Source organism: Mycobacterium sp. NGS24 (assembly GCF_059813065.1).
Genome location: NZ_JCALDW010000007.1, coordinates 99,449 through 123,799, shown reverse-complemented (window position 1 = coordinate 123,799; position 24,351 = coordinate 99,449). Strand labels below are relative to the sequence as shown.

The 24,351-nt window shown below is 67.6% G+C and carries 23 protein-coding genes and 2 pseudogenes; 15 read left to right on the top strand and 10 right to left on the bottom strand.

Translation table 11 applies throughout. From position 1 onward, the window contains the following. Positions 1 to 12 precede the first annotated feature (12 nt). From AC5Y6Y_RS12120 to AC5Y6Y_RS12110, 3 genes and pseudogenes are all read left to right on the top strand, one after another. Positions 13 to 132: pseudogene (locus tag AC5Y6Y_RS12120) on the top strand (SDR family NAD(P)-dependent oxidoreductase); the annotation flags it as partial. 50 nt (positions 133 to 182) lie between these two features. Then, a complete protein-coding gene (locus AC5Y6Y_RS12115) occupies positions 183 to 1,415 on the top strand; it encodes an acyl-CoA dehydrogenase family protein (RefSeq protein ID WP_463826365.1) in 1,233 nt (410 codons plus the stop codon). Further along, complete coding sequence (locus AC5Y6Y_RS12110) at positions 1,416 to 2,540, top strand: acyl-CoA dehydrogenase family protein (RefSeq protein ID WP_473138756.1); 1,125 nt, start codon at positions 1,416 to 1,418, stop codon at positions 2,538 to 2,540. Positions 2,541 to 2,558: 18 nt separating this feature from the next. Here AC5Y6Y_RS12110 and AC5Y6Y_RS12105 read toward each other — a convergent pair whose 3' ends face one another. Then, on the bottom strand, positions 2,559 to 2,726 hold the full coding sequence (locus AC5Y6Y_RS12105; RefSeq protein ID WP_463826367.1) for a hypothetical protein: 168 nt from the start codon (positions 2,724 to 2,726) through the stop codon (positions 2,559 to 2,561). A 106-nt stretch (positions 2,727 to 2,832) separates the two neighbouring features. On the opposite strand from AC5Y6Y_RS12105, the gene AC5Y6Y_RS12100 reads away from it, so the two are divergent. From AC5Y6Y_RS12100 to AC5Y6Y_RS12070, 7 genes are all read left to right on the top strand, one after another. Further along, the gene (locus AC5Y6Y_RS12100; RefSeq protein ID WP_473138757.1) at positions 2,833 to 4,302 is read left to right on the top strand and encodes an amidase; all 1,470 of its coding nucleotides are present in this window, start codon (positions 2,833 to 2,835) and stop codon (positions 4,300 to 4,302) included. A gap of 110 nt (positions 4,303 to 4,412) precedes the next feature. Further along, a complete protein-coding gene (locus tag AC5Y6Y_RS12095; RefSeq protein ID WP_463826439.1) occupies positions 4,413 to 4,823 on the top strand; it encodes an ATP-binding protein in 411 nt (136 codons plus the stop codon). Positions 4,824 to 5,051: 228 nt separating this feature from the next. Further along, positions 5,052 to 6,026, top strand: coding sequence for a GGDEF domain-containing protein (locus AC5Y6Y_RS12090; protein ID WP_499930095.1), 975 nt, complete (start codon positions 5,052 to 5,054; stop codon positions 6,024 to 6,026). Positions 6,027 to 6,061: 35 nt separating this feature from the next. Then, on the top strand, positions 6,062 to 6,511 hold the full coding sequence (locus AC5Y6Y_RS12085; protein ID WP_463826370.1) for a YiiD C-terminal domain-containing protein: 450 nt from the start codon (positions 6,062 to 6,064) through the stop codon (positions 6,509 to 6,511). A gap of 3 nt (positions 6,512 to 6,514) precedes the next feature. Further along, positions 6,515 to 7,498 (top strand): 2-hydroxyacid dehydrogenase, encoded by a 984-nt coding sequence (locus AC5Y6Y_RS12080; RefSeq protein ID WP_473138758.1) that lies wholly within the window; start codon positions 6,515 to 6,517, stop codon positions 7,496 to 7,498. A gap of 79 nt (positions 7,499 to 7,577) precedes the next feature. Continuing rightward, positions 7,578 to 8,555, top strand: a complete 978-nt coding sequence (locus AC5Y6Y_RS12075) for a methylenetetrahydrofolate reductase (RefSeq protein WP_473138759.1) — start codon at positions 7,578 to 7,580, stop codon at positions 8,553 to 8,555. Beyond that, the gene (locus AC5Y6Y_RS12070) at positions 8,552 to 9,307 is read left to right on the top strand and encodes a class I SAM-dependent methyltransferase (RefSeq protein WP_473138760.1); all 756 of its coding nucleotides are present in this window, start codon (positions 8,552 to 8,554) and stop codon (positions 9,305 to 9,307) included. Before AC5Y6Y_RS12075 ends, AC5Y6Y_RS12070 begins: the two co-directional genes overlap by 4 nt. On the opposite strand, the gene malQ is transcribed toward AC5Y6Y_RS12070, so the two are convergent. The 5 genes from malQ to AC5Y6Y_RS12045 form a co-directional block, all read right to left on the bottom strand. Next, a complete protein-coding gene (gene malQ / locus AC5Y6Y_RS12065; protein WP_473138761.1) occupies positions 9,298 to 11,292 on the bottom strand; it encodes a 4-alpha-glucanotransferase in 1,995 nt (664 codons plus the stop codon). The genes AC5Y6Y_RS12070 and malQ overlap by 10 nt on opposite strands. Positions 11,293 to 11,407: 115 nt before the next feature. Then, positions 11,408 to 11,836 carry a pyridoxamine 5'-phosphate oxidase family protein gene (locus AC5Y6Y_RS12060; RefSeq protein ID WP_463826375.1) on the bottom strand — a complete coding sequence of 143 codons (429 nt, stop codon included), beginning with the start codon at positions 11,834 to 11,836 and terminating at the stop codon, positions 11,408 to 11,410. A gap of 62 nt (positions 11,837 to 11,898) precedes the next feature. Continuing rightward, on the bottom strand, positions 11,899 to 12,699 hold the full coding sequence (locus tag AC5Y6Y_RS12055; protein ID WP_473138762.1) for an SHOCT domain-containing protein: 801 nt from the start codon (positions 12,697 to 12,699) through the stop codon (positions 11,899 to 11,901). A gap of 93 nt (positions 12,700 to 12,792) precedes the next feature. Next, entirely contained in the window at positions 12,793 to 14,004 is a 1,212-nt protein-coding gene (locus AC5Y6Y_RS12050) for a thiolase family protein (RefSeq protein ID WP_473138763.1), read from the bottom strand. Positions 14,005 to 14,032: 28 nt separating this feature from the next. Continuing rightward, positions 14,033 to 14,443 (bottom strand): Zn-ribbon domain-containing OB-fold protein, encoded by a 411-nt coding sequence (locus tag AC5Y6Y_RS12045; protein ID WP_463826378.1) that lies wholly within the window; start codon positions 14,441 to 14,443, stop codon positions 14,033 to 14,035. Between the two features lie 255 nt (positions 14,444 to 14,698). Here AC5Y6Y_RS12045 and AC5Y6Y_RS12040 point away from each other — a divergent pair, with 255 nt between their 5' ends. The 3 genes and pseudogenes from AC5Y6Y_RS12040 to AC5Y6Y_RS12030 form a co-directional block, all read left to right on the top strand. After that, entirely contained in the window at positions 14,699 to 15,400 is a 702-nt protein-coding gene (locus AC5Y6Y_RS12040; protein ID WP_473138936.1) for a Crp/Fnr family transcriptional regulator, read from the top strand. Positions 15,401 to 15,418: 18 nt separating this feature from the next. After that, the gene (locus AC5Y6Y_RS12035) at positions 15,419 to 16,378 is read left to right on the top strand and encodes a dipeptidase (protein ID WP_473138764.1); all 960 of its coding nucleotides are present in this window, start codon (positions 15,419 to 15,421) and stop codon (positions 16,376 to 16,378) included. Between the two features lie 2 nt (positions 16,379 to 16,380). Further along, a pseudogene (locus AC5Y6Y_RS12030) lies at positions 16,381 to 17,613 on the top strand (DNA polymerase); the annotation flags it as partial. 15 nt (positions 17,614 to 17,628) lie between these two features. Here AC5Y6Y_RS12030 and AC5Y6Y_RS12025 read toward each other — a convergent pair. Further along, entirely contained in the window at positions 17,629 to 18,855 is a 1,227-nt protein-coding gene (locus tag AC5Y6Y_RS12025) for a L,D-transpeptidase (RefSeq protein WP_463826380.1), read from the bottom strand. Positions 18,856 to 18,930: 75 nt separating this feature from the next. Between AC5Y6Y_RS12025 and AC5Y6Y_RS12020 the strand changes: the two genes are divergently transcribed. Both AC5Y6Y_RS12020 and AC5Y6Y_RS12015 read left to right on the top strand, forming a co-directional pair. Further along, the gene (locus AC5Y6Y_RS12020; RefSeq protein WP_473138765.1) at positions 18,931 to 19,746 is read left to right on the top strand and encodes a hypothetical protein; all 816 of its coding nucleotides are present in this window, start codon (positions 18,931 to 18,933) and stop codon (positions 19,744 to 19,746) included. Between the two features lie 71 nt (positions 19,747 to 19,817). Further along, positions 19,818 to 21,080, top strand: coding sequence for an alpha/beta hydrolase-fold protein (locus tag AC5Y6Y_RS12015; RefSeq protein ID WP_473138766.1), 1,263 nt, complete (start codon positions 19,818 to 19,820; stop codon positions 21,078 to 21,080). Between the two features lie 8 nt (positions 21,081 to 21,088). On the opposite strand, the gene AC5Y6Y_RS12010 is transcribed toward AC5Y6Y_RS12015, so the two are convergent. Genes AC5Y6Y_RS12010 through AC5Y6Y_RS12000 form a run of 3 tightly spaced genes read right to left on the bottom strand, consistent with a single transcriptional unit; the run spans position 21,089 to position 24,238 of the window. Then, complete coding sequence (locus AC5Y6Y_RS12010) at positions 21,089 to 23,272, bottom strand: molybdopterin-containing oxidoreductase family protein (protein ID WP_473138767.1); 2,184 nt, start codon at positions 23,270 to 23,272, stop codon at positions 21,089 to 21,091. A gap of 43 nt (positions 23,273 to 23,315) precedes the next feature. After that, complete coding sequence (locus AC5Y6Y_RS12005; RefSeq protein ID WP_463826384.1) at positions 23,316 to 23,804, bottom strand: MarR family winged helix-turn-helix transcriptional regulator; 489 nt, start codon at positions 23,802 to 23,804, stop codon at positions 23,316 to 23,318. 17 nt (positions 23,805 to 23,821) lie between these two features. Continuing rightward, complete coding sequence (locus AC5Y6Y_RS12000; protein ID WP_473138768.1) at positions 23,822 to 24,238, bottom strand: DUF5313 domain-containing protein; 417 nt, start codon at positions 24,236 to 24,238, stop codon at positions 23,822 to 23,824. Positions 24,239 to 24,351 lie beyond the last annotated feature (113 nt).

Genomic DNA, 24,351 nt, shown 5'->3' with positions numbered 1-24,351 from the left:
CAGCCGCGAACGACGAAAGATCCTCGGGGACCCCGCGACGTCGCCTCCGTGATCGCCTTCCTGGCCAGCGACGACGCCGCGGTCATCCACGGTGCGGTCTACCGGGTCGACAACGGTAAGGGCGCCGGCTGAGGCTAGACTCGCGCCGACGATTCGCCGACACGACGCCGAGGCCGGTACTGATGGATTTGCAGTGGTCACAGGACGAGCTGGACTTCCAGGACGAGGTCCGGCAGTTCCTCCACGAGAAGCTCACTCCCGAATTGCGACGCGCCGGGCAGCTCATGACCAGCGTCTATGCCGATCACGAGGCCAGCATGGCCTGGCAGGCGATCCTGCACGAACGCGGCTGGGCGGCGCCGGCCTGGCCGGTGCAGTACGGCGGCTGTGATTGGAGCCTGACCCAGCACTACATCTTCACCCGGGAATCGATGCTGGCCGGTGCGCCCTCGCTGTCGCCGATGGGCATCCGGATGGTGGCGCACGCGATCATCCGGTACGGCACCGACGCGCAGAAAGACTATTTCCTCCCGCGGATCCTGACCGGCGAGGTGTTCTTCTGCCAGGGGTACTCCGAGCCGGAGGCCGGGTCGGACCTGGCGGCGCTGTCGATGGCGGCCGTGCCCGACGGTGACGACCTGGTGTGCACCGGCAGCAAGATCTGGACCACCCATGCCAGCGAGGCGAATTGGATGTTCGCCCTGGTGCGCACTTCGCGTGCGCAGAAGAAGCAGCAGGGCATCACGTTTGTGCTGATCGAGATGACCGCACCGGGCATCGAGATCCGGCCGCTGGTGATGACCTCGGGTGAAGAAGTGCAGAACCAGGTGTTCTTCGACGAGGTGCGGGTGCCCAAGGCCAACGTCCTCGGCGAGATCGACCAGGGCTGGACGGTGGCCAAGTATCTGCTGGAATTCGAGCGGGGTGGCGGCGCGGTGGCGCCGGGCCTGCAAGTGATGGCCGAGGAGATCGGCGCGGCGGCCAAGAGCCAACCCGGTCCGGGTGGCGGAACGCTGGCCGGCGATCCGGGTTTCACCCGGAAGTTGGCCGACGCCCGAATCCGCGCTGAGGTCCTGGAGATTCTCGAATATCGGGTACTCGCCGCGGTGGCGCAGGGGCGCAATCCGGGCGCGGCGTCGTCGATGCTGAAGATCCTGGGTACCGAACTCAGCCAGACCCTGACCGAACTCGCGTTGGAGGCGGCCGGGCCGTGGGGACGGGCCTATCAGCCACACGTGACCGCACCCGGGGGGCGGGTCGCGGAATTCACGGCGCCCGCCGACGGATACGCCTCGGGCGAGCCGTGGCAGGCGGTGGCGCCGTTGCGTTACTTCAATGACCGGGCCGGCTCAATTTACGCCGGCAGCAACGAAATCCAGCGAAATATTCTGGCCAAAGCGGCATTGGGGTTATAGATGGACTTCAATTTGACCGAAGAACAAGAGCTGCTGCGCGACGGCCTGGCGAAGTTCCTTTCCGTCCGTTACGACCTCGACAAGAGTCGCGCCGCGGCCAAGACCGGCGTCGGCTGGCAGCCGGACATCTGGCGAGGCTTCGCCACAGAGTTGGGCATCCTGGGCGCGACGCTGCCCGAAGACGTCGGCGGGATCGGCGGCGGCCCAGTGGAACTCATGATCATCGCCGAGCAACTCGGTCAGGCGCTGGTCGTCGAACCTTACGTCGACACCGTCGTCGTGGCCGGCGGGCTGTTGCACCGCGCCGGCGGACCGCTGGCCCGTGCGCTGCTGGAAAAGATCTCCGACGGCAAGGCCGTGGTGGCGTTGGCGGCCGCCGAACCGGCGTCCGGCGATCGATGGCAGGACGTGTCGACCACGGCCGAACCCGACGGCGACGGCTGGGTGTTGAGCGGCCGCAAACTGATGGTCGTGGGAGCGCCGCTGGCCACGCACCTGCTGGTCACCGCCGGCACGCCAAACGCCAACGGGCTCTCGCTGTTTGTCACCGAGGTCGACGCGTCCGGTATCGAAGTGCATCCCTATCGCACCATCGACGACCGCCGCGCCGCCGACATCGCGTTCGACAAGGTGCGGCTGGGGCCGGAGGCGCTGCTCGGCGAACCGGGCCAGGCGTGGTCATCGCTGAGCCGGGCGCGCGATGAAGGAGCGGCGGCAATCTGCGCCGAGGCGGTCGGCTGTATGCGAAAAGTGTTGGCGGACACCGTCGAATATTCCAAGCAACGTCAGCAGTTCGGTCAGCCGATCGGCAGTTTCCAGGTGCTGCAACACCGCATGGTCGACATGCACATGGAACTCGAGCAATCCGTCGCCGCGGTATACCTGGCGATCCTCAAACTCGACGAAGACGAGGCGATCCGCGCCCGTGCGGTATCGGCGGCCAAGGCGACCATCGGCCGCGCTGCGCGGTTCATCGGCCAGCAGGCCGTGCAGCTGCACGGCGGCATGGGGATGACCGAAGAGCTGGCGATCGGCCACTACTTCAAGCGGCTCACCGCAATTCAGTACGAATTCGGCACCACCGACCAACACATCGCCCGGTATGCGGAGCTGACGCAGGCGTAGTTCCGCCGGCGAGTCCGGTCAGCGCCTGCTCTCGTCAGCGAGCTGATCCGCGGACTGCTGCGCACCCGGGGCGTCGGGGTCGTCGCCCGCATGCTCCAGTTGCTCTTCCACTTCACGTTGTTCTTCGGTGGACTCCCTGGCGTCCTTCGGCACCGGTGCTGAGTGGTCGTCGGGGTGCTGATCCACGCGAAACCTCCTAGGTGCCGGCACATGCTTGCCGGCAGGATCGCCCGAAACCGACTCGGCGAAACCCGCAGGAAGTAGCGACGGGCGCCACATTTACGGTCGAACCATGAACTTCGACGAGTACCGCAGCTATGACGCCACCGGCCTGGCGAAGCTCGTCGCCGACAAACAGGTGACCGCTTCCGAGCTGTTGACCCTGGCCAGGGAGCGCGCCGCCGCGGTCAACCCGCGGATCAACGCGATCGTGCGGGATGTGCCGGCGCAACCCGTCGACGATGCCGGGGGCGCGTTCGCCGGCGTCCCGTTCCTGATCAAGGACATCGCGCAGGACTACGCCGGGTTGCCGACGTCCCAGGGATCCCGCGCCTGGATGTCGACGCCGGCGGCCGAACACGCAACCGTCGTCCAGCGCTGGATCGACGCGGGGTTGGTCATCTTCGGCAAGACCAACCTGCCGGAGTTCGGCGCGAAGGCGATCACCGAATCGCAGGCGTGGGGGCCGGCGCGAAACCCGTGGAACCTGCATCACACGCCGGGCGGTTCCTCGGGCGGGTCGGCCGCCGCGGTCGCAGCGGGCATCGTGCCCTGCGCAGGCGCCAACGACGGCGGCGGGTCGACGCGAATCCCGGCCGCCTGCTGTGGCTTGGTGGGCCTGAAACCGGGCCGCGGGTTGACGCCGATGGGCCCGGCGACGGGTGAGGCCCAGCACGGCGCCGCCGTGCAAGGCGTCGTGTCCCGGACGGTGCGCGACACCGCGGCCATGCTGGACGTCATCTGCGGGGGCGAATCGTCGGGTCCGTATCTGCCCGCGGTACCCGATTCGCCGTACTTGTCTGCCGTGGGACAGGACCCCGGCGCACTACGGATCGGGGTGCGGGTGCCGTCGGCGATCAATCCCGAACCGCACCGGGAAGCCTTCGCGGCGGTGGAGGCCACCGTGCGTAGCCTCACCGACCTCGGACACCATGTCGACGAACTGTCCGCAGCGCCGTACGACGACGCCGCCCTGGCCCGCGACTTCCTGCTGGCCTGGTTCGTCCACCTGGCCTGGGACGTCGACCAGGCCAAGCGCCACACCGGTGCCGGCGATGCCTCGTTCGAGCGCGACACCCTGATCATGGCCGCGCTCGGCCGGGCCACCAAAAGCGTCGATTACGTCGACGCGATCGAACGCCGCCACCAGCACACCCGCCGGCTGAGCACCTACTTCGAGTCGTACGACCTGTTGCTGACGCCCACGCTGGCGACCCCACCCCCGACGATCGGGGAGTTCGACCTGCCCGTCGCGTTGCAGCACGCCGCCGACGGCCTGATCAAGACCCGTGTCGCACGTCTGCTTCGATACACCAACATCGTCGACGACATGGTGGACAAGAATCTCGGCTGGGTCCCCTACACCCAGCTGGCGAATCTCACTGGCCGACCGGCTATTTCGCTGCCGCTGCACTGGACTTCCGGCGGCCTGCCGCTGGGGGTGCAGTTCGTGGCGCCGCTGGGCGGGGAGTCGCTGCTGATCAGGCTGGCCGCCCAGCTGGAGCAGGCGAACCCGTGGTGTGATCGCATCGCCCCGCTGTAAGGACACCTTTTTGTGGCCGACGCGATACTCGCCGCGGGGTTTCAGGCTCGCGACCGAGCGGGTATGTCCCCCTTATGAACTCATTGGTAGCGGCGGATCCCCGCCAGGTCATTGAAATGAGTTCTGCCGGTGCCGCCGATGCGACCACCGCAGGCAGGCTGCGCCGCGATTTGCAGAGATGGTTGCAGGACCTGGTTGACGAACCGGCAGAAGTCGACGACATCGTGCTGAGCGTGAACGAAGCCCTGGCCAACTGCGTCGAGCACGCCTACCGCGCCCATGATGCGGTGGGTCCGATGAAACTGCAGGTCAGTTACGACCGAGCCGCACGCTCCCTGCGCATTTGCGTCAGCGACCACGGCACGTGGCGCAAGCCCACGCTGCGGCCACGCAACGACGCTCGGGCGTCGCGCGGCATCATCTTGATGCACGCCCTGACCGAGCAGTGCACCATCAAGATTCGTCCCGAAGGCACCACGGTGTGCCTGGATTACCTCGCCCGTCCGCACCACGACGCGTAGTCCCTACCGCCGCAGCGTCCGATTCGTACTCACCCGATCGCCGCGGGAATCGCGGTAATCTTTTCGGCGGCGTCAGTTGGGGGCCGCGGATCAACTTCGATTTCGGTGGAAGCGATTAAGGGTTCAACGGGGACTGCGACGTCCAGCAGATGGCGTCGCGGCGATCAGTTCGACTGGTTATCCGGCTACTTGGCGGTGCGCGGACTCAGTGGTGCGACCCGCGCCCTGATGGCGTTCATCGCGTCGTCGATGGTGCTGTGCCTGTTCGCCCTGTTATGGGGCCCGGACGGTCCGCGCGGAGCCGGGCCGGTCGCCATGACCTGGATCGCGGTGATCGGTGGGGTGGCCGGGGCACTGTTGTGGATCTGGCGTTGGCCGACCCGGATCCTGTCGATCGCGTTTGCGGTGACCTGCAATACCGCGGTCGCGCTGGCATGCCTCGCCCACCCCAATCCGCTGCCGGCGCTGATCGGCTGCATTGCCTTCGCCACGTTCGGTGCCTACATCGCGTTCTTCCACACCACGGCGTTCGTGTTGTACAACTTCGTGGTCGCGGCGGGGGTGGGGGTATACGAAGCGGCGCGGCTGGCCGGGTCGGGGCATCCTTCTCTGGCCGGGGTCGATCTGTGGCTGGTGCTGGAGGTCAATATCGCGTTGCCGCTGGCCATCGGCATCCTGGTGCGCGCTCTGGCGGGTGACTTGCTGCGCGCCGACCGTGACCCGCTGACCGGCCTGCTCAACCGCCGTGCGTTCCAGCACAACGCCCTGGGCATGATGTTGGCCCGTCGGGGCATCGATGAACATCTGGTGGTGCTGCTGATCGACCTCGATAACTTCAAGAGCCTCAACGACCGGCGCGGTCACGCCGCCGGTGACAATGCGCTGGTCCAGGTTGCCCAGGTGTTGCTGGCCGCCGCCGAAGACCAGGCGGTGGTGGCGCGCAGCGGCGGCGAGGAATTCCTGGTCGCCGGAACTGCGGCCCAGTGCAACGCCGAGACGCTGGCCGCCCAGCTGTGCAAGGCCATCGGTGGATCGACGGCCGGGGTCACCGCCAGCATCGGCACGGCGTGTGCCCTGTTGGACCACACCGCTCCGGGCGACCACCAAGCGCTGCTCGAGCGGCTGATCTCTGCCTCGGACGCCGCGATGTATCAGGCCAAGCGCCTCGGCGGCAACCGGTGTCATCATCATCAGCTGTGTTGATCGGCCCAGCCGCAGGATGTGCGACGATCGACGGCATGGCTGACACCGTCGTCGAAATGATGAACGCCGGAATGGAATCGACCATCCCGATCGCCGCCCGGATGGGGGTGCGCGTGCTGGAGGCCCGGCGCGGCTTTGCCGCGGCCGCGGTGCCGGCCGAGGGCAACGGAAACCATTTCGGTGTCGTCTACGCCGGTGTCCAGTTCACTGTCGCCGAAATCCTGGGCGGCATCATCGCGTTGGCGACGTTCGATGCCGGCAGGTTCTACCCGCTGGTGAAAAACGTCGACATCGCTTTCGTCGGTCGGGCTACCAGCGAGCTCCGCGCCGAGGCAACCATGGACGATGAGACCATCGCGCGGGTGGAAGCCGAGGCTGCCGCGCAGGGCAAGGCCGACTACACGCTGGAAGCGGTCGTCACCGACGCCGCCGGCACGGTGGTTGCCACCACCCGCGGGTTGTATCAGTTGCGCGCACACCGCTGATCGGTGACAGTGCGCAAGTTGGGCGAGGTCCTGCAGATCGGCGGACTGGAGCCGACCTTCCAGGACGAGTTGGATTGCCGTTACCAGCTGTCCAGGTTGCCGGCGGGACCGCACCGCGCCACATACCTGGCCGAGCACGGCCCCGAGTTCCGCGTCGTGGTGACCTCCGGGCCCCCGGGCGTGGACGCAGACACCATGGCGGCGTTGCCTCGCCTGCAGGCCATCGTGAACAACGGCGCAGGGGTGGACTCCATCGATCTGGACGCGGCGCAGCGGCTGGGTGTCGGCGTCAGCAACACCCCTGATGTGCTGTCCGATACGGTCGCCGATACGGCGGTGGGACTGATTTTGATGTCACTGCGCCGGTTCGGCGCCGCCGACCGGTTCGTGCGGGCGGGCCGGTGGGCCGACGGACGTCAGTTCCCCTATGCCAGGGATGTCACCGGGCTGCAGGTCGGCATCCTGGGGCTGGGCCGCATCGGTGCGGCCATCGCGGCCCGGTTGCGCGGATTCGACTGCGTGATCGCCTATCACAACCGGCACCGGATCGAGGGGTCGCCGTATCGATATGCCGAGTCGCCGGTGGAACTGGCCCGGTCGGTCGATGTCCTGGTCGTTGCCACGACAGGTGGCCGCAATACGCGAAAGCTGGTGGACCGCAACGTCCTCGAGGCGCTCGGTCCCGAGGGGTACCTGGTCAACATCGCCCGGGGCAGCGTGGTCGACCAGGATGCGTTGGTGGAGCTGATCACCGTCGGCGGTGTGGCCGGAGCCGGGTTGGATGTTTTCACCGACGAGCCCACCGTGCCCGCCGCGTTGCTCGACCTGGACAACGTGGTGTTGTTTCCCCACATTGGCAGCGCCACGGCGCGCACCCGCACGGCCATGGCGCTGCTGGCGATCCGTAACCTCGAGAGCTTCCTGGACACCGGCGAACTGGTGACGCCGGTACTGACGCCGCAATTGAGACCGCCCGCCCGCGGCTGACGCGGTGCTTGCCCCGGCGGGTCACGGGGTATCCGCCCCTGCGTTCACCGATCACTGCTTGCCGCCGAAAGGGCCGACGATGTCGACGTTCGCCGGATGTCCGAAACGGATGACGTTCGGGCCCTGCGGGGGCGTGCGGCCGGACGGCCAGTGCGAGATGCGCGCCGGAGCCTGCGCGTTCGACGATGTGGTGCCCTGGGCTGGGCCCTCGCCCAGCGCAGTTGCTGCGCGCGTTCCGCTGGTGCTGACCGATTTCAGCGCTACACCGTTCGATCGCGACGACATCGCCGCCACGGCCGCGATCCTGGGACCCGCCTGTGACGCCGTCCTGGTCGGCGAGCACCAGAACAAACCGGATTTCCCCCCCACGTTGATGGGGGCGATGCTGCTCGACGCCGGCGTCGTGCCGCTGATCACCCTGTCCTGCCGGGATCGCAACCGCGTGGTTCTCGAGCAGGAACTCCGGGGGCTGCGCAGCGTCGGTGTCGACACCGTGCTCTGCGTAACCGGTGACGGACGCGGTTACGACGTGCGCCCGGACGTCACCCAGACCTTCGATCTCGACGGGCCGCGCCTGGTCGCCCTGGCCGCCTCGGTCGGAATGGTCGCGGCAGTGCCGGAAACGCCGACGGCCCCGCCGGTGGCCGCCCGGCCCCGACGGCTGGTCGAGAAGCAACGTGCCGGAGCCAGCCTGGCGGTGCTCAACCATGTGCCCGCCCCGGACATGATCGCCGAGTTCATGGCGGCGGCGCGGGCAGCGGGGTTGTCGATCCCGGTCATTGCCGCCGTCGCGGTGTTCACCGACAGTGTGTCGGCGGCCGTCCTGGAGGGGTTGCCCGGCCTCGAACTCGACCCGGTTGTGGCCAGACAGGTGCTGGACGCGCCGGACCCGGTGGCCGCGGGCATTTCCGCGGCGGTCGACGAAGCGCACGCGCTGCTGGCTATCGAGGGTGTCGAGGGCGTGAACGTGTCGGGGCTGGCGTCATCGTCCGGGGCCCGCGTCGGTGCGCAGATCAAGGCCGAAGTTGGACGGCGGATTCGGGAGGGTGTCCGGTGACCGAGGCGATGGAGGCCGAATTCGACACGATCGCGGAGTGGACGGCACAAGTGGCCCTCGACTTGGGACCGGACCACTACGTGCCGGCGGGATGTCGGGGTAGTGGCAGTCCGGCGGCCCTGGACTGGCTGATCGAGCAGATGGGGCTGACCTCGGGTACTCGGTTGCTGGACTCGGGAGCCGGCGTCGGAGGCCCCGCCGCCTATGCGGCACAAGCACGCTCGGTGCAGCCCGTTCTGGTCGAGCCGGAGGCGGGCGCGTGCCGCGCGGCGAAGCTGTTGTTCAGCCACCCGGTGCTGTGTGCCGCCGGCGACAAGTTGCCGATAGTGGACGCCAGTTTCGACGCCGCCTGGTCGCTGGGGGTGTTGTGCACCATGTCCGATCAGCTGGGGTTGCTCACCGAACTGCGTCGCATCGTCCGGCCACCCGGCCGCGTCGGGTTGCTCGTCTTCCTCGCTCACGACACGCTGCCGCCGGATTACCTTGCCGGCAACCATTTTCCGACTGTCGACGAGCTCGACGACCTGGTGCACCGGTCCGCGCTACGCGTGCAGCAACGGCTGGGGACCGCAGAGTTGCCGCCGATCCCGGAGACGTGGAACGAGCAGGTGGACATCGTCACCGACACGCTCGCCGAACGCTACGGCCACACCGAGGCCTGGGAACTGGCCGAACGCCAGAGTTCCAGAATTGGCCGGCTGCTCGGCGACGGGACCCTGACCGGCGAGTTGCTGGTGTTACGTCACGCCTGAGTGCGGCCCGCGCCGAACAGGGCCGTCGTTTCGGCGACCCGTCCGTCGTCACGCAACTGCTCCAAGGTCTGCGGCAGCGGTAGCCGCCAGTTCGGATACTCATCGACAGTGCCCGGCAGGTTGGGCTGGCGGGTCTCGCCCAGGACGTCGTAGGGCGAGATCAACTTCAACCGGCTCGGGGTCGAGGCCAGGAAGCGGTGCATCGCCACGATGATCGCGTTCTCGTCCGGCTCGGTCGCGTCGTCGAGCAGCCCTTCGGAACGCAGCAGCGCCAACCATTCGGCGCGTTCCTTCGCGGCGTTGGCCTGCTCGGCGGGGACGTCGTCGAGCAGACCCAGATCAGCGCGCGCCCGCACATGCTCGGCGCTGAGGAAACCGGCCGCTGTCGGCAGGTCGTGCGTGGAGATGGTGGCGGCCGCCCGCGTCGGCCAGCGCGCCGCCGGCAGCAACGGCTCGTCCGGCGCGGACTGGTCACGGGTGAACCAGGACACCGCACAGCCCAACATCCCGTTGGCGGCCAGCGCTTCGGTGACCTCGGGTTCGACGGTGCCCAGGTCCTCGCCCACCACGGTGGCCCCGGCGCGGTGCGCTTCCAGAGCCAGCACGGCCAGCATCACGTCGGCGTCGTAATGCACGTAGGTGCCGCGGTCGGGGCTGTCGCCGGGCGGGATCCACCACAGTCGCCACAGCCCGGCCACGTGGTCGATCCGCAGCCCGTCAGCATGGGCGAGCACAGCGCGCACCATCTCCCGCATCGGTTGGTAACCGGTAGCGGCCAGCCGGTCGGGTCGCCACGGGGGCAACCCCCAGTCCTGGCCGCGGGGGGTGAAATTGTCCGGTGGCGCGCCGACGCTCACCCCGGTGGCCAGGACATTGGCCAGCGCCCACGCATCGGCGCCTTCGGGGTCGACGCCCACCGCGAGGTCGTGCAGCACACCCAGCGCCATGCCCGCCTCGCGGGCCGACTGCCGCACCGCGGTCAGTTGCTCCGCACATCGCTGCTGCACCCAGGTGTGAAAGGCGACCCGCGGCGCCAGCTCCCGGCGCGTCGCGCTGACCGCCTGGCTTCGAACGTCCCGCAGCGGCGCGGGCCACCGGCTCCACCGGCCGCCGTGCCGTTCGGCCAACGCACAGTAGGTGGCCCAGTCGATCAGGCCCGGCGGTGTGTCCTGGCGCGGAGCCGGCCGTCCTTCGGAACGCCACAACAACTCCAGCGCAGCCCGTTTGGCCGCCCACACCAGATCGTGGTCGATCCGCGGGATGCTCGCCGACACCCGCAGCGCGTCCACCTCCGCACGGGTGTCCGGGTCAGCGCGTCGGTACGCGCCGAGATCCTCGATGCACAGCGCCAGCGGGTTGGCGAACCGGCGGCTCGACGGGGTGTACGGGGAGGGCTGCACCGGGTGTGTCGGGCCCGGCGCGTGCAGCGGGTTGAGCAGCACGGCGCCGGCACCGTGTTCGGTGGCGGTCCACCGGAGGAACTCCCGCAGGTCCGCGAGATCTCCGATGCCCCACGAGCGAGCCGAGCGCAGCCCGTAGAGCTGCAGCATCCATCCCCAGGTGGCCGGGGCCGCGGGCACCTCGGGAGGTGCTGCCACCAGGGTCACCTGCTGGCCGTCCCGGGTGCGCAGCCGATACCAGCCCGGCTGCAGCTCGGCGGGCAGTTCGTCGCGCACCGCGGTCTGCGCACCGTCTTCGGCTTCCAGCAATACCGCGCCGGGCAGCGGATGCGACCGGCCGGTGAGACGCACCGCGATGGTGGGCGCCGGCGCGCCCCGCTCGTCGAGTGCGGCGAGCCTGGCCAATTCGCGCCGCCGGTCGGCTGCGGTTCCGGCCTCGATGTCCAGCAGCCCCAACACCCGGATGACGACGTCGGCGTCGACGTCGACGGGTTCGCGGCGCTCGTTGCGGTAACTGGTGGCCACGCCGTGCGCGTCCGCCACGCGGCGCAGGTCGTCGGGAACAGGCTCGGGACGTCCACTCATGCGTCGTGGCCGGCGCTCGCCCGCGCGGATGCGTTCACGGCGCTGGTATACCCGGGCGCCGTCTTCTCACACCGACGGGGGCCGAACTGTATTGCGCGCGAGGCAGATCCGGCGGTTACTGCTCGTCGGAGAAATCGGCGGTGAGCCAGCGGTCAGGCCGGATGGTGAACAGCACGGTCTCTTCACCTTCCAGGGAACGAGCGAAGGCACGCCCACCTTCCTCGCCCAGGTAGCGGACAGCGATCTCCAGCTGCGCCGCTGCCGGGGCGGGCGAGGTGGTGTCCACGACGGTGCCTTCCACCACCACGTACTGGTACGGCGGCTCCTCGCGCTGCACCACCAGCGTCACCGCACCGGTTCGCTCGATCAATCTGGCTTTGCGAGTCGTGGGGCCGGTGGTGATCCGGATGTCTCCTCCGGGGGTGTAGTCATACCAGATCGGGGCGCTGGCGGGCGGGCGGCCGTCGGCGGCGTCGACGGACAGCACAGCGACATGCTTGTCGGCGAGGAATTGCTGACGCTCGGTCTCGGAGAACTTCTTCATGCGGGTTCAAACGCGGCCTCCCGCCCGGCCTATTCCGGCGCTCGGCGTGCTGGCCGCGCTGCTCAAAGGCGTCCGAGCAGCTCGGCTTTCTTCGCCGCGAACTCCTCGTCGGACAGGATCCCGCGCTGATGCAGCCCGGCCAGCGACTCGATGGCGGCGACAATGCTCGCGGAATCGTCGGAACCCCCGGGCGCGGCGTGCGCCGGTGATGGTGGCGCCGCCGGGGGTTGGGACTGCGGGGCGGGGGCAGCGGCGGGGGTTTCTGCCACCTGCTGCGCACCGAGCTCACGCAGACTCGACACGTCGAAGGTGCCGAACTGGCTGGTGAAGTTCACCGAACCGTATCCACCGCCCTGCTGTTGTTGCACCCCGTTGATCTGGTGCTCACCGGTGTCGAAAACCTTTGTCACACCGTTGATCTGCATCGCCAGCCGGCGGGTGTTGGGAAAGACGGCGTAGCGCGCGTCGTTCTGCCCGCCGGTCGAACTCGGTACCCCCAGGTCCGCGGGCCACCAATTGGACGAGGTGAAGCCGGTCTGGAACCCGGCGCCCTGGGATTGCGACTGGGATTGCGAACCCGACCCGCGGAACACGGTGGTCGTGGTGATCAGCTGGGACAATTCGTTGCACAGCGCGTCGACCCGGGCTTTGAGCGCGTCGTCGAACATGTTGCCCACCATCGTCATCCCACCCCGCATCCATTGGCCGGAGCCGCCGAGTTCGGGGATGGAGAACTGGGCCATCGTGCCACCCCCGGTGTGGATGGCGAACAGCATGGCCAGCACCGCTTCGCGGGAAAGGCCGTGACGCTGGGCGATCTCGGTGATCGCGTGCTCCGCTTCGGGGGTCACCGCTGCCTGCATGTTTTCGCGTCTTTCGTCGTCGGTACGGAATTGAGCGTCGGGACACACGCGTGTCGCGATATCTGGTTACCCAACTGGCGTCGGGATGATGTTTCAGACCGCCGACTTCTCCAACACATGGACGCCGCACGCGGAGCCCAGGCCGATCACGTGGGCGAGCCCCACCTTGGCGTTGTCGATCTGACGGTCGCCGGCCTCGCCGCGCAGGTGGTGGCAGACCTCCCAGATGTTGGCGATGCCGGTCGCGGCGATGGGGTGGCCCTTGGACTGCAGTCCGCCCGACACATTGACCGGCGTCGCGCCGTCACGCCAGGTGGCGCCGCTGTTGAAGAAGTCGGCGGCGCCGCCCTCTTCGCACAACATCAGATTGTCGTAGTGCACCAGCTCGGCGGTGGCGAAGCAGTCGTGCAACTCGACCAGGTCCAGATCGGCCGGGCCGATGCCCGCCTCGTCGTAGGCGGTGGCCGCGGCGTTGCGGGTCAGCGTGTTGACGTTCGGGAGCACCTGGCACCCCTCTTCGAACGGGTCGGTGGTCAGCACCGATGCCGACACCTTCACCGCCCGGCGGCGCTGTTCCAGGGACAGTGTTTTCAGTGTCGTGCCGTTGCACACGATGGCGGCCGCGGCGCCGTCGCAGTTTGCCGAGCACATCGCCCGCGTATTCGGATAGGCGATCATCACGTCGTTCATGATCTGCTCGAGGGTGAACCGTTTCTGGTAGGCGGCCAGTGGGTTCAGCGTCGAGTGCGCGTGGTTCTTCTCGCTGATCTTGGCGAACAATTCAAAGCTGGTGCCGCCGTACTTGTGGCCGTATTCGGTGCCGATCTGGGCGAAGACACCGGGCATAGCCTCGGTGCCGATCCGTCCGTCGACCGGCGCGACCGCACCGTAACGCCCCTTGGGCGCCCACACGTCGGCGTCGGACTTCTTCGTGCCGCCCCCGCCGAGCAGCCCCGCGCCGGACAGTTTCTCCACGCCGACGGCCATGCCGTAGGTGACCTCGCCGGCTTTGACAGCCATGATCGCGGTGCGCAGCGCGGTGGCGCCGGTCGCGCACGCATTGGCCACGTTGTACACCGGGATGCCGGTCTGGCCGATCTGTTTCTGCAACTGCTGACCGATCCCGGCGTTGGCCGCCATCAGGTTGCCCGCGGCGATGACACCGATGTCGGCCATGGTCAGCCCGGCGTCGGCGAGCGCTCCGGTGGCCGCTTCGGCGGCCAGGTCGACGGTGTCCAGATCCGGGTGCTTGCCGAACTTGGTCATCGTGATCCCGAGGATCCAGATGTCGTCGCTGGCGGCCATCGTCGCTGCTCCTTCTTCGGTGATCAGGTCAGGCGGCCGGCTCGAACCCGAAGCCGATCGCCTCGGTGCCTTCCGAGTCGGTACCCAGCGGGTAGGTGGTCAGCCGCACCTTCATCCCGTCGCGCACGTGCTCGGGATCAGGTTCGACATTGATGAGATTGGCCCGGACCTGAGTGCCGTCGCAGTCGACGACCGCGGCGACGAACGGGGTGGGTATCCCGGGTGCGGCGAACGTGACGATGGTGAAGGTGCGCACGGTGCCTTCGGTCGCCACCGGGACGGTGGTGAAGTCCGTCCGGAAACAACCCGCGCACGCGTTGCGCCGGTCGAAGAAGCGGGCGCCGCAGTTGGCGCATTCCCGCGCGACGAGGTGGGGTTCGCCGTCGTCGAGCACCAGATAGTCGACGATGGGGATCTGTCCAGCCTTCGAATCGGCCATGCAACCTCCGTCGTGTCCCTGGCAAAGCCTGCATGCAGCCTACGGATCTCCGGTGCCGGGAACGACAACCGGTCCCGACGGCGGTGGTAGGAAAATCCATACCCGTTGGGGTGCAATCGAAATGCGTGTCGGGCACACCAGATTGGACAAATCAGACAGATCGTCTAGTCGTGATGTAGGATTTGGTGCGCATCGCGTGGTAGATATCGACGCGTATCGAGGCGCGAGGGGCTGAGTCTGGTGAACGAGCTGGGCCTGGACGACGTGGTGGCGCGCGCCGGAGTCTTCCACGGTGTCGCCCGCGGATTGCTTGCCGAAGTCACCAAATCGCTGCGGTGGGTGACGTTCGCGCGCAGGCAGACGATCTTCGTCGAGGGACAGGCAGGTGACTGCCTGTACATCATCGCCGAAGGCAAGGTGAAGATCGGCTGTAGGGGCCGCGACGGCCGCGAGACGCTGATCACCCTGCTGGGCCCGTCCGACATGCTTGGCGAACTCTCGGTTTTCGATCCGGCGCCGCGCTCATCCACCGCGGTGGCCCTCACCCGGGTCCGGGCAGCGGTCATGGACGGCGACATCCTGCGGGCCTGGGTCGACGAGCGCCCGGAGGTCGCCGACCAACTGCTGCGGTTGTTGGCGCGCCGGATTCGTCGTACCAACGACATCGTCTCGGAACTGGTCTTCAACGACGTCCCCGGCCGGGTCGCCCAGCAGTTGGTCTTGCTGACAAAGCGATTCGGTGTCCGCGCGGGTACGGCGTGGCGGGTCGATCACGGCCTGTCCCAGGAGGAGATCGCCCAGCTCGCCGGGACGTCCCGCGAGACGGCCAACAAGGTCCTATTGGAATTCGCCGATTACGGGTGGGTCTCCATCGAGAGCAAGAGCCTGCTGATCCATGATTTCGAGCAGCTGGCGGGTCGGGCGACCCGGTCGGTGACACCGATGCGCTGGGCCTGATCGTGCACCATGGGTGTCATGGCGACCGTGCTGTGGGATCAACACACATGTCTGCCCCTGCTACTCACCGCCGACATTGAGCCGCTGACCCGCTATCGGCGGGAGAGCGGGGCCCTTTTGTCGGTCAATGTGGGCTATTCACCGCAGTCCTTCGCCGACACCATGGCGCTGCTGAAGCACTTTCGAGCCGCGGTCCGGGACCACCCGGAGCTGCAATTGGCCACGGGCACTGACGATGTCGCCGCGATCACCGGGTCCGGCCAGATTGCCGTGGTGTTCGACCTGGAAGACTCCGCGCCGTTGGACGACGACTTGAGCAACCTGGCCACCCTCGCCGAACTGGGGCTCCGCACGCTGTTGCCGACCTACAACCACGCCAACCGGGCAGGCAGCGGATGTCTGGACGCCGACGACACCGGCCTGACCCGGTGGGGCGCCGACATCGTCGCCGAAATGAACCGCGTCGGCATCGTGGCCGACGGATCACACTGCAGCAGCCGTACCGGTCTGGACATGTGCGAGGTTTCCACCCGGCCGGTGGTGTACAGCCATTCGTGCCTGCGCGCGGTGTGGGACCATCCCCGCAACATCACCGATGAACAGGCCCGTGCCTGCGCCGTCACCGGAGGTGTCGTCGGCATCACCGGCGTGGGAATTTTCCTGGGGCCCAACACTCCAACGCTGGAAGCCATGACCCGCCATCTCGAATACGCCGTCGATCTGATCGGCGTCGATCACGTCGGTGTCAGCAGCGACTTCTCGTTCGACCACGACGACTTCGTCGACGAAATACGGCGCAATCCAGCCCTTTTCGACGACAGCTACACCCGCTGGGGACCGATCCAGTGGATGCCGCCGGAAACCCTGCTCACCCTCGGTCAGCATCTGAGCGATCGCGGCTGGCCCGACGCCGACATCGCTGCCGTGCTGGGCGGCAACTTCTACCGGGTCGCCGAACAGACCTGGACCGGGGAGTGAACGTGCCGAGTGGTTTCGACGTTCGCGGGCGGGCACTGCGTGCCGGTGAACTCGCCCCGTGGCTGGCTGAGCACAGCCTGGGCAATCGGTTCGGCCTGGCCGTCGTCGGCGCAAACGGTGCTGCCGGCCCCGCGACCGCCCTGGCGGTGGTGGCGGCCGACGGCGACGGCCGGCATATCGACATTGCCGCGCTGAACCCGGACGACGAGGCGGCGCTGGCGTCGTGGCTGGCCGACCCGGGCCCACCCAAGGCGGTGCACGACATGAAGTCGACGTTGCATGCGCTGGCCGGTTGCGGCTGGACACTGCGCGGGGTGACCTCGGATACATTGTTGGCGGCTCATCTAGCGCGTCCCGAGCAGCGGCGGTTGGATCTCAACGACTTGCTGGTGTGCCATATGCGGTGCGCACTGCCGGCGGAAGCTATTGACTGGCAATTACTTTCAGCTGCCGAGGACCAGTCCGCGATCCAGGCGCTGATGCTGCGGACCTGCGCGGTCCTCGACCTCGCCGACGTGCTGGACGAGGAACTGGCCCGTATCGACGCGTCGTCACTACTGGGCCGGGTGGAGCTACCGGTGGCCCGGGTGCTGGCACGGCTGGAGTCGACGGGCATCGCGCTGGACCACGCCCTGCTCGCCGGTACCGACCTGCTGAAATCGCATGCGCCGGACGGACGCACCCACGCCACCCTGCAGCAGACCGGCACCGTCACCGGCCGGCTGTCGTCGTCGAAACCGAATCTGCACGACGATGCGATCGGTGCGCAGTTGCGCGCTGCGGTGGTGGCGGCTGACGGCTACCAGGTGATGACCGCGAGCTACAGTCAGCTCGAGACGCGGCTGTCGGCGTACCTCAGCGGCGGAGGTGGCGAACGCGAACTCGTCGCAGACGCCCGGCGCGTGGGATATGCGTCCACCCTGCTGGGACGCCGGCGCTACCTGCCCGACCTGGACAGCGGAAACAACCGGCTGCGCCGCGCGGCGGAGCGGGACGCGGTCGCCATGGCTGTGGAGGGCAGCGCGGCCGAGATCCTCAAGCTGGCGATGATCGGCATTGACCAGGTGCTCACTGCTGCCCGGCTGACGTCGCGAATGGTGTTGCAGATCGGCGACGATCTGCTCTTCGAGGTGGCCGACGGCGAACGCGACACGCTGGCCGGATACGTCCGTGAACAGATGCTGGGCGCCTACGAGTTGCCGGAGCCGCTGGACGTGCACGTGCACATCCGGTGAACGGCCCCGAACGGGCTAGGAGCGCGGCAGCGCGCTACCTTTGCGCCACTCCTCCCAGCTGAGCGTCCAATCGCCGTTCTGCTCGATCTTCAGCGCCGCACCGCCGGTGTTGTGCACCTCGACGACGTCACCCGGCACGGAGAAGTCGTAAAACCATTTGGCGTTCTCGCCGTTGAGATTCAAGCAGCCGTGCGAGGTATCGGTATGGCCCTGGGCCCATACCGTCGAATCGAGCTGATGCAGATAAATGCCGTCGATGCTGATTCGGGTGGCGTAGTTGATGATCTCGCGGTAACCGAGCCGGGAATTCTTCGGCAACCCGAAGGTCGACGAATCCATCACCACCGGGTTTCCCCGGTCGAGCACGGTGTAGACACCCGGCGGTGTCCAGAAGGTCAAGGTCCGTCCGCCGACGGTCTCGGTGCCGCCCATACCCATGGAGGTGGGCATGGTCCGGACCAGTTTCCCGTTGTCGAAGACGCTGATGAGCTTGGTCGCGTCGTCGGCGATGGAGACGTGCGCATCGCCGATGCGAAAGGACACTCGGCTGTCCTCTTGCCCGAACATGCCGCCGCCCAGCGCAATACCGTAAATCCTGGCTTCGGCGGTCACGGTGGTGCCCGGCGCGTAGTAATGCTCCGGGCGCCAGTGCGCGTTGTGGGCGTCGACCCAATACCAGGATCCCGGCACGGCGGGATCGGTGGTGACAACCAGTTGGCGTTCGGCGGCGGCCCGATCGGTGATCTGCTCGTCGAAGTGCGCGACGACCACCGTTCCGACTCCATAGGTGCCGCCTTCGCGCAACGCCGCCTCCGACGTCATGGTGAACGACACCTTGGTCTGGTTGGACGGGCGCACCGTGGCGAACGACGAAACCTGCTTACTCTCAACCCCATTGGTTCCGCGGCTGGTGACGTCGAGGGTGTAGGTGTGGGCGTAGCCCAGCGGACCGGTCGGTTTCCACACCGTGCTGTCCGGTGTCAGGACGCCGTCGATCGGTTTGCCGGCGTCGTTGACCATACGCACCTCGACCAGGGTCCCGGTGTCAGCTTTGACCTGCACCGGGGCCGTCGGCTGGACATCACGTGCGTCCGGACTCGGCGTGACTGTCACCCGCGCCGGACCGGTCGCAGTGGATGCGCCGCCGGGCGAGTGGCACGCCGCGGCGCCGAGCAGCCCGAGGACGACGAGCACGGCCAGCACGATGTGGCGCCGTCGGTGGGCGAGATTGTTGGCTTTCATCACCGAACTACGTAGCCGCCGACGGTGGCTTCAAACCGTTGGATAGCTCACCCCACCGCGAGAGACTATGACGTCATGGCCGACGACGAGCTCGATGCCCTGTACTGGATTCCGCCGGATCAGTTCACTGCCGAGCGGAGGAAGCTATCCGCGGCGGCCAAACAACGCGGCGATACCGATGCGGCCAAACGGATTTCAGCGGCCCGCAAACCCACCACAGCGGCGTGGATCGTCAATCGATTGGTGCTCGGGCGTCGTCAGGCACGGGCCAGCCTGGCCGAGCTGGGTGAGAGTCTGCGCACTGCGCACGCCGCGCTGGACGGCGTGCAGATCCGGGAGCTTTCGGCCCGCCAACACCACCTGGTCACCGAACTCACCGACGCCGCATTCGATGCCGCCGAGGTGAGAAACCCGTCGGCGGCGGTGCGCGACGACGTTGCGGGCACCCTGCAAGCTGCGATCGCCGACCCCGACGTGCGGGCGCGGCTCGGGCGCCTGGTCAAGGCGGAACGTTGGTCGGGCTTCGGCGACTTCGGCGACAGCGCGGCGGTGTCAGCGGCCACCCAACGGACCGCGCCGGCGGACAAACCGTCCCGGCCGGCCAAGACGTCGCAGCGCGACCAAAAAGTCGAGGCCGCCCGGCGCGAAAAGTTGACGGCAGCGGTAGCCGCCGCGGAACGGACGGCCGCGCAGGCCGACAGCGTGCTTTCCGCCCGGCGTGCCGAACGAGACGCCGCCCGGACCCGTCGGGACCAGGCCGCCGCAGACCTCAGCAAGGCCGAGCGTGCCCTGGCCAGCGCCGGAAGCAGGTACGAAAAGGCGCGCCGGGACGGCCGTGACGCCGCGAACGCGCTGCAGGAAGCCAGGGCCCAGCTGAGGCAGCAGAAGTAAGTGCTGGCGCCGCGGGTTTCCCGGGCGCAGCTTCGGGTAAAACTCCCAGGCTGTTGATCGAAGGAACAACCGTGTGGCACGGCTCGCTGATGCATGGACCGATCCCAGCGGCGGTGCAGGTGGTGACCGTCGCTGCGCTGCTCTATGCCGTCGGGCGCCGGTGGCGCACGCGCTGGTTCGCCCTGACGGTGCTGGTGGGCGTCAGCACCGGGGTGGCGGTGCACTGGTACTACGGCACGCTCGGGCTGGCCAGCGAGCCGGCGCCGTGGCAGCTGTGGTTGTGGGTGTCACTGGCCGGCCTGGCCATCGCCGTCGCTGTGGCCGGCTGGGCGAGCGCCGGGGGGTGGCGGCGCAACGCGTCGGTGTTCGCGGCGTCGTTCTGTCTGCTCAGCATCGGTCTGACGATCAACGGGTGGCTGGGTTACTACCCCACCGTGCATGCCGCATGGAGCCAATTGGCCAACCGGCCATTGCCGAATGAGCTCGATTTGGACACCGCGCGAGCGATGCGGCGCGATCATGTCACCCCACGACACGGTGCGGTGGTGGCGGTGACCACGAGCACGGGCAAGTCGGGTTTCGCTCACCGGCGCGAGTGGGTGTACCTGCCGCCGGCATGGTTCTCGGGCAGGCCCCTGCCCGCCATCATGATGATCGGCGGTGAGTTCAACACGCCGGCGGACTGGGTTCGCGTCGGCAGGGCCACCGCCGCGCTGGACAGTCTCGCGGCAGCACATGGCGGTCAGGCGCCCGTGGCCGTATTCGCCGACGCCACCGGCGGATTCACCGTCGACACCGAATGCGTCAACGGGTCACGCGGCAACTCCGCGGATCACCTGACCGCAGAGGTGGTCCCGGAGATCGGCGACTTGTTCGCCCTCGGTGCCGAGACCAGATGGGGCATCGTCGGATTCTCCTCGGGCGGCACCTGCGCGGTCGGACTCGCGGTGACACACCCGGAGATCTTCAGCGCTTTCGTCGACATCGGCGGCGACAGCGGTCCGAACGCCGGGACCCCTGCGCAGACTATCGACCGGCTTTTCGACGGCGACATCGACGCATACCGGCGGTTCGACCCGGCCACGGCAATGAACCGCCACGGTGGTTATGCCGACCTGTCCGGTCTCTTCGCGGTTCCCGGCTCAACCGATCACCGCAGAGGGGTGGGCCAGGACGCCGCCGAGCACCTGTGCAAAGTCGGTACGGAGCAGGGCATTTCGTGCCAGGTGGTCGCGCTGCCCGGCAGACATGACTGGCCGTCGGCCGCCACTGCCTTCGCGTTGACCCTGCCCTGGCTCGCCGAGCAGTTGGGCACCCCGGACCCGCGGGGGTGACGACCAGCTCACCTCGCGACGGCGTCGACCTCGACCGGCACACCGGTCAACCAGGACATGCCGGCCAGCGCCTCGAGGTCATCGGGGTGGCTCGATGTCAGTTGGTTCACGTTCGCACCGCCGGCCCGGTTGGCCAATTGCCATCTCCCGGTGCCTTTGTGGCCCCACCCGTGGGGCACGGCGATGGTGCCGCGGACCAGGTCGGTGGTCAGGGTCACCGCAATCCTGATCTGCCCGAACGGCGAACGGACCATCACGGTGTCGCCGGCGGCGATGTGGCGTTGCGCGGCGTCGTCGGCGTGCATCACCGCGTGGTGAGAGCGGTTGCCGCGCATCAGCAATGGCGAGTTGTGCAACCACGAATTCTCCGACCGCGGCTCACGCATACCGATCAACCGCAGCGGGTAGTCATCCGGACTGCGGCGCCGGGTCAGCGCACTGATCTCGGCGTAGATGTCATTGTGCTGCAGCCGGATTCGACCGTTGAGGTAGGCCACCACCTCGTTCAGCACGCCGGTGCGCAGATGTGGACTCAGCACTACACCGTGCGGGTGCTTCCCGGCCAACCGGGCGAAAGTCAGCCCGTGGCGCCGCATTCCGAACAGGTCGCCACCCTCGGACAATCGGATCATCAGGTCGACCAGAGGTCGCGGTTGCAGCCGTCTGCCCCTCGAGACCGACACGCGACGCAGACCCGTCAGGGCGACGAAGGCGGGCGTCCGAGCCGTGGTCCGCGCAATCAACTCGGTGATGATGTCCCATTCCGTGCGCGCCTGACCCACCGGCTCCACCACTGCTTCGGTGACCTGACGAAACGGGGTGGCCTGGAACGTCTGGAAGGTGACTGCGAAGTCATCGCGTTCGTACATCGTGGTGACGGGCAGCACGTAGTCGCAGTGGGCGGTCGTCTCGTTGACGTACAGGTCCAGCCCGACCATCAGGTCCAATTGGGAGACGGCCTGTTCCAGTTCGTCGCCGTTGGGGACCGAAAGCACCGGGTTGCCGGCCCCGACGAACAGCGCCTTGATCTGCCGATCGCCGACGGTGGTGATCTCCTTGGCCATCAGCGCCGCGGGTTCGGCACCGATGGCGGCGCCGAAGCCACCGATGCGGGTTCGGTTGCGCCGGTAGGTGCGCCGCAACGACCACCCCATCAACTTCAGTCCCCACTTCTGTCCGGGCATACCCAAGGTGCTGAAGACGCTGCCGCCTGGGCGGTCCAGGTTGCCCGCGATCAGATTGACCGCATCGATCAGATAGGTGGTCAGGGTGCCGTGTCTGCCCACACACGTGCCCAGCCGCCCGTACACCGCGGCGCGCGGGGTGTCAGATAAGGTTCTGGCCAGCGAGCGCACCACTGCCGGCTCGACCCCGGTGTGGCGTTCGGTGCGTTCGGGAGTGAAAGGCGCACACTGCTTTTCCAGCCAGCGCACTCCGTCGGCATGCGCGCCGACATCGTGGGCCAGGCCCTCGGCGAACAGCACCTGCAGCAGCGACAGCAACAGGTAGGCGTCGGCATCCGGCGTGATGCCCAGCCATTCGAACTGCGCGGCGGTTTCAGAGCGGCGCGGGTCGACCACGATCACACGACCACCGCGCTTGACGATGTCGTGCATGCGGTCCTTGATCCGCGGCGCCGTCAGGAAGCTGCCATGGGAGACAACCGGATTGGCGCCCATCATGACGAGCAGGTCGGTGCGCATCAGGTCCGGGATCGGCACCGACATCGGCGATCCGTACAGCAATTGACTGGCGATGAGCCGACTGCTTGTGTCCTGTGAAGACGACGTGAAGAAGTGGCTGTGCCGGCCGATGCCCTTGATGAACGACATCGCCCCGAACAGGTGGGAGTAACTGAACGCCGCCGGGTTGCCCAGGTACCAGCCGAACGCTCCCGAGCCGTGCTTGCGGTGGATCGCGGCAACCCGGACCGCGATGTCGTCGAGCGCCTCGTCCCACGAGACGGGCTCGAAGCCGTCAGCGGTGCGGCGCAAGGGTGTCTGAATGCGGTCGGGGTCGTTGACTACTTCGGTGAACGCGATGCCTTTCTGGCAGGCGAAACCGGCGGACAGCGGATGATCCTTGTCGGGACGCAGCGCGACCAGCTTGCCGTCCTCGACGGTGGCCACCATGCCGCACAACGGCTCACAGATGCGGCAGAAGGTGGGTGTGTGGACGACACGGCCAGCCATCCCAGGAATCGTACTGTATGCCTTACAGTATTTTGGCCGACCGCTACGGGTCGAGCGGGGCGGTAGCCCGCGCGGCGGTATTGATCCCGGTCAGCAGCTCACGTAGCTGATCGAGTTCGGAAAGCTGCACGCCGAGGCGTTCCACTACGGCCGGGGGTACCTGCAACGCCGCCCGGCGCAGGTCGCGACCCTTCGGGGTCAACTCGACATGGGTGGTTCGCTCGTCGGTGGTGCTGCGGGTGCGCGTGATCAGGCCCTGTGCAGCCAGACGTTTGAGCATCGGCGACAGGGTGGCGGAATCCATCTGCAGCAGCGTGGCAATATCTTTGACCGACAGCGGTTTTCGCTCTTTTTTGCTGGTGTCCCACAGCGCCAGCATGACCAGATACTGCGGATGGGTCAGGCCGAGCGGTTCCAGCAAGGGCCGATATACGGCCAGCACGGCGCGGTTGGTGACGGCCAGCGCGAAACACACCTGGCTCTCCAGGGACAGCGGATCGACCTCCGCGACAGTGGCCGGTTCGCGGGCCATCGCGCTGCCTCCTCGGCTCAGAACGGGCTGCTGTTCGCCTGCCACTCGGCCGATTGCGGGCGCGGCCCGTAGCGGCGTGCGTAGTCCTCGTGCAGGCGCGCGTTCTTTTCCCGGTTGAGCACGTCGACGAGATTGGGGTCCAGACCGTGCTGGGCCAACCGGTGCCGGCGCCACACCTTGTTCAGGGCAAACGCCATCACCAGGGTCCAGAGGTAGATCGGCAAGGTCATCTCGGTGTGCACGTACACCGACGCCGGCAACAGCCAGAATGGTGCCAGGACCAGCAGCGGCGGGATCGAGAGCCGGACCATGTGGCGGCGGATCGCGCCCGGGCCCGCGAGGTCATTGGCGACCCACTCCTGCATCGCGGCGGGCAGGCGTCGCCCGTACGAATAGGTGATGTACTGCCACAGGTTCGGGCGAGCGGAGGCCATGTTCGCTCCTGATCGGGATGCATTGATCGGGCACCGCGACCGATGCCGTCTGTGTCCATCGTACTGATTAGTTAGGGCACTAACTATGTTCGCTCGGTCACACCCTCAGTAGA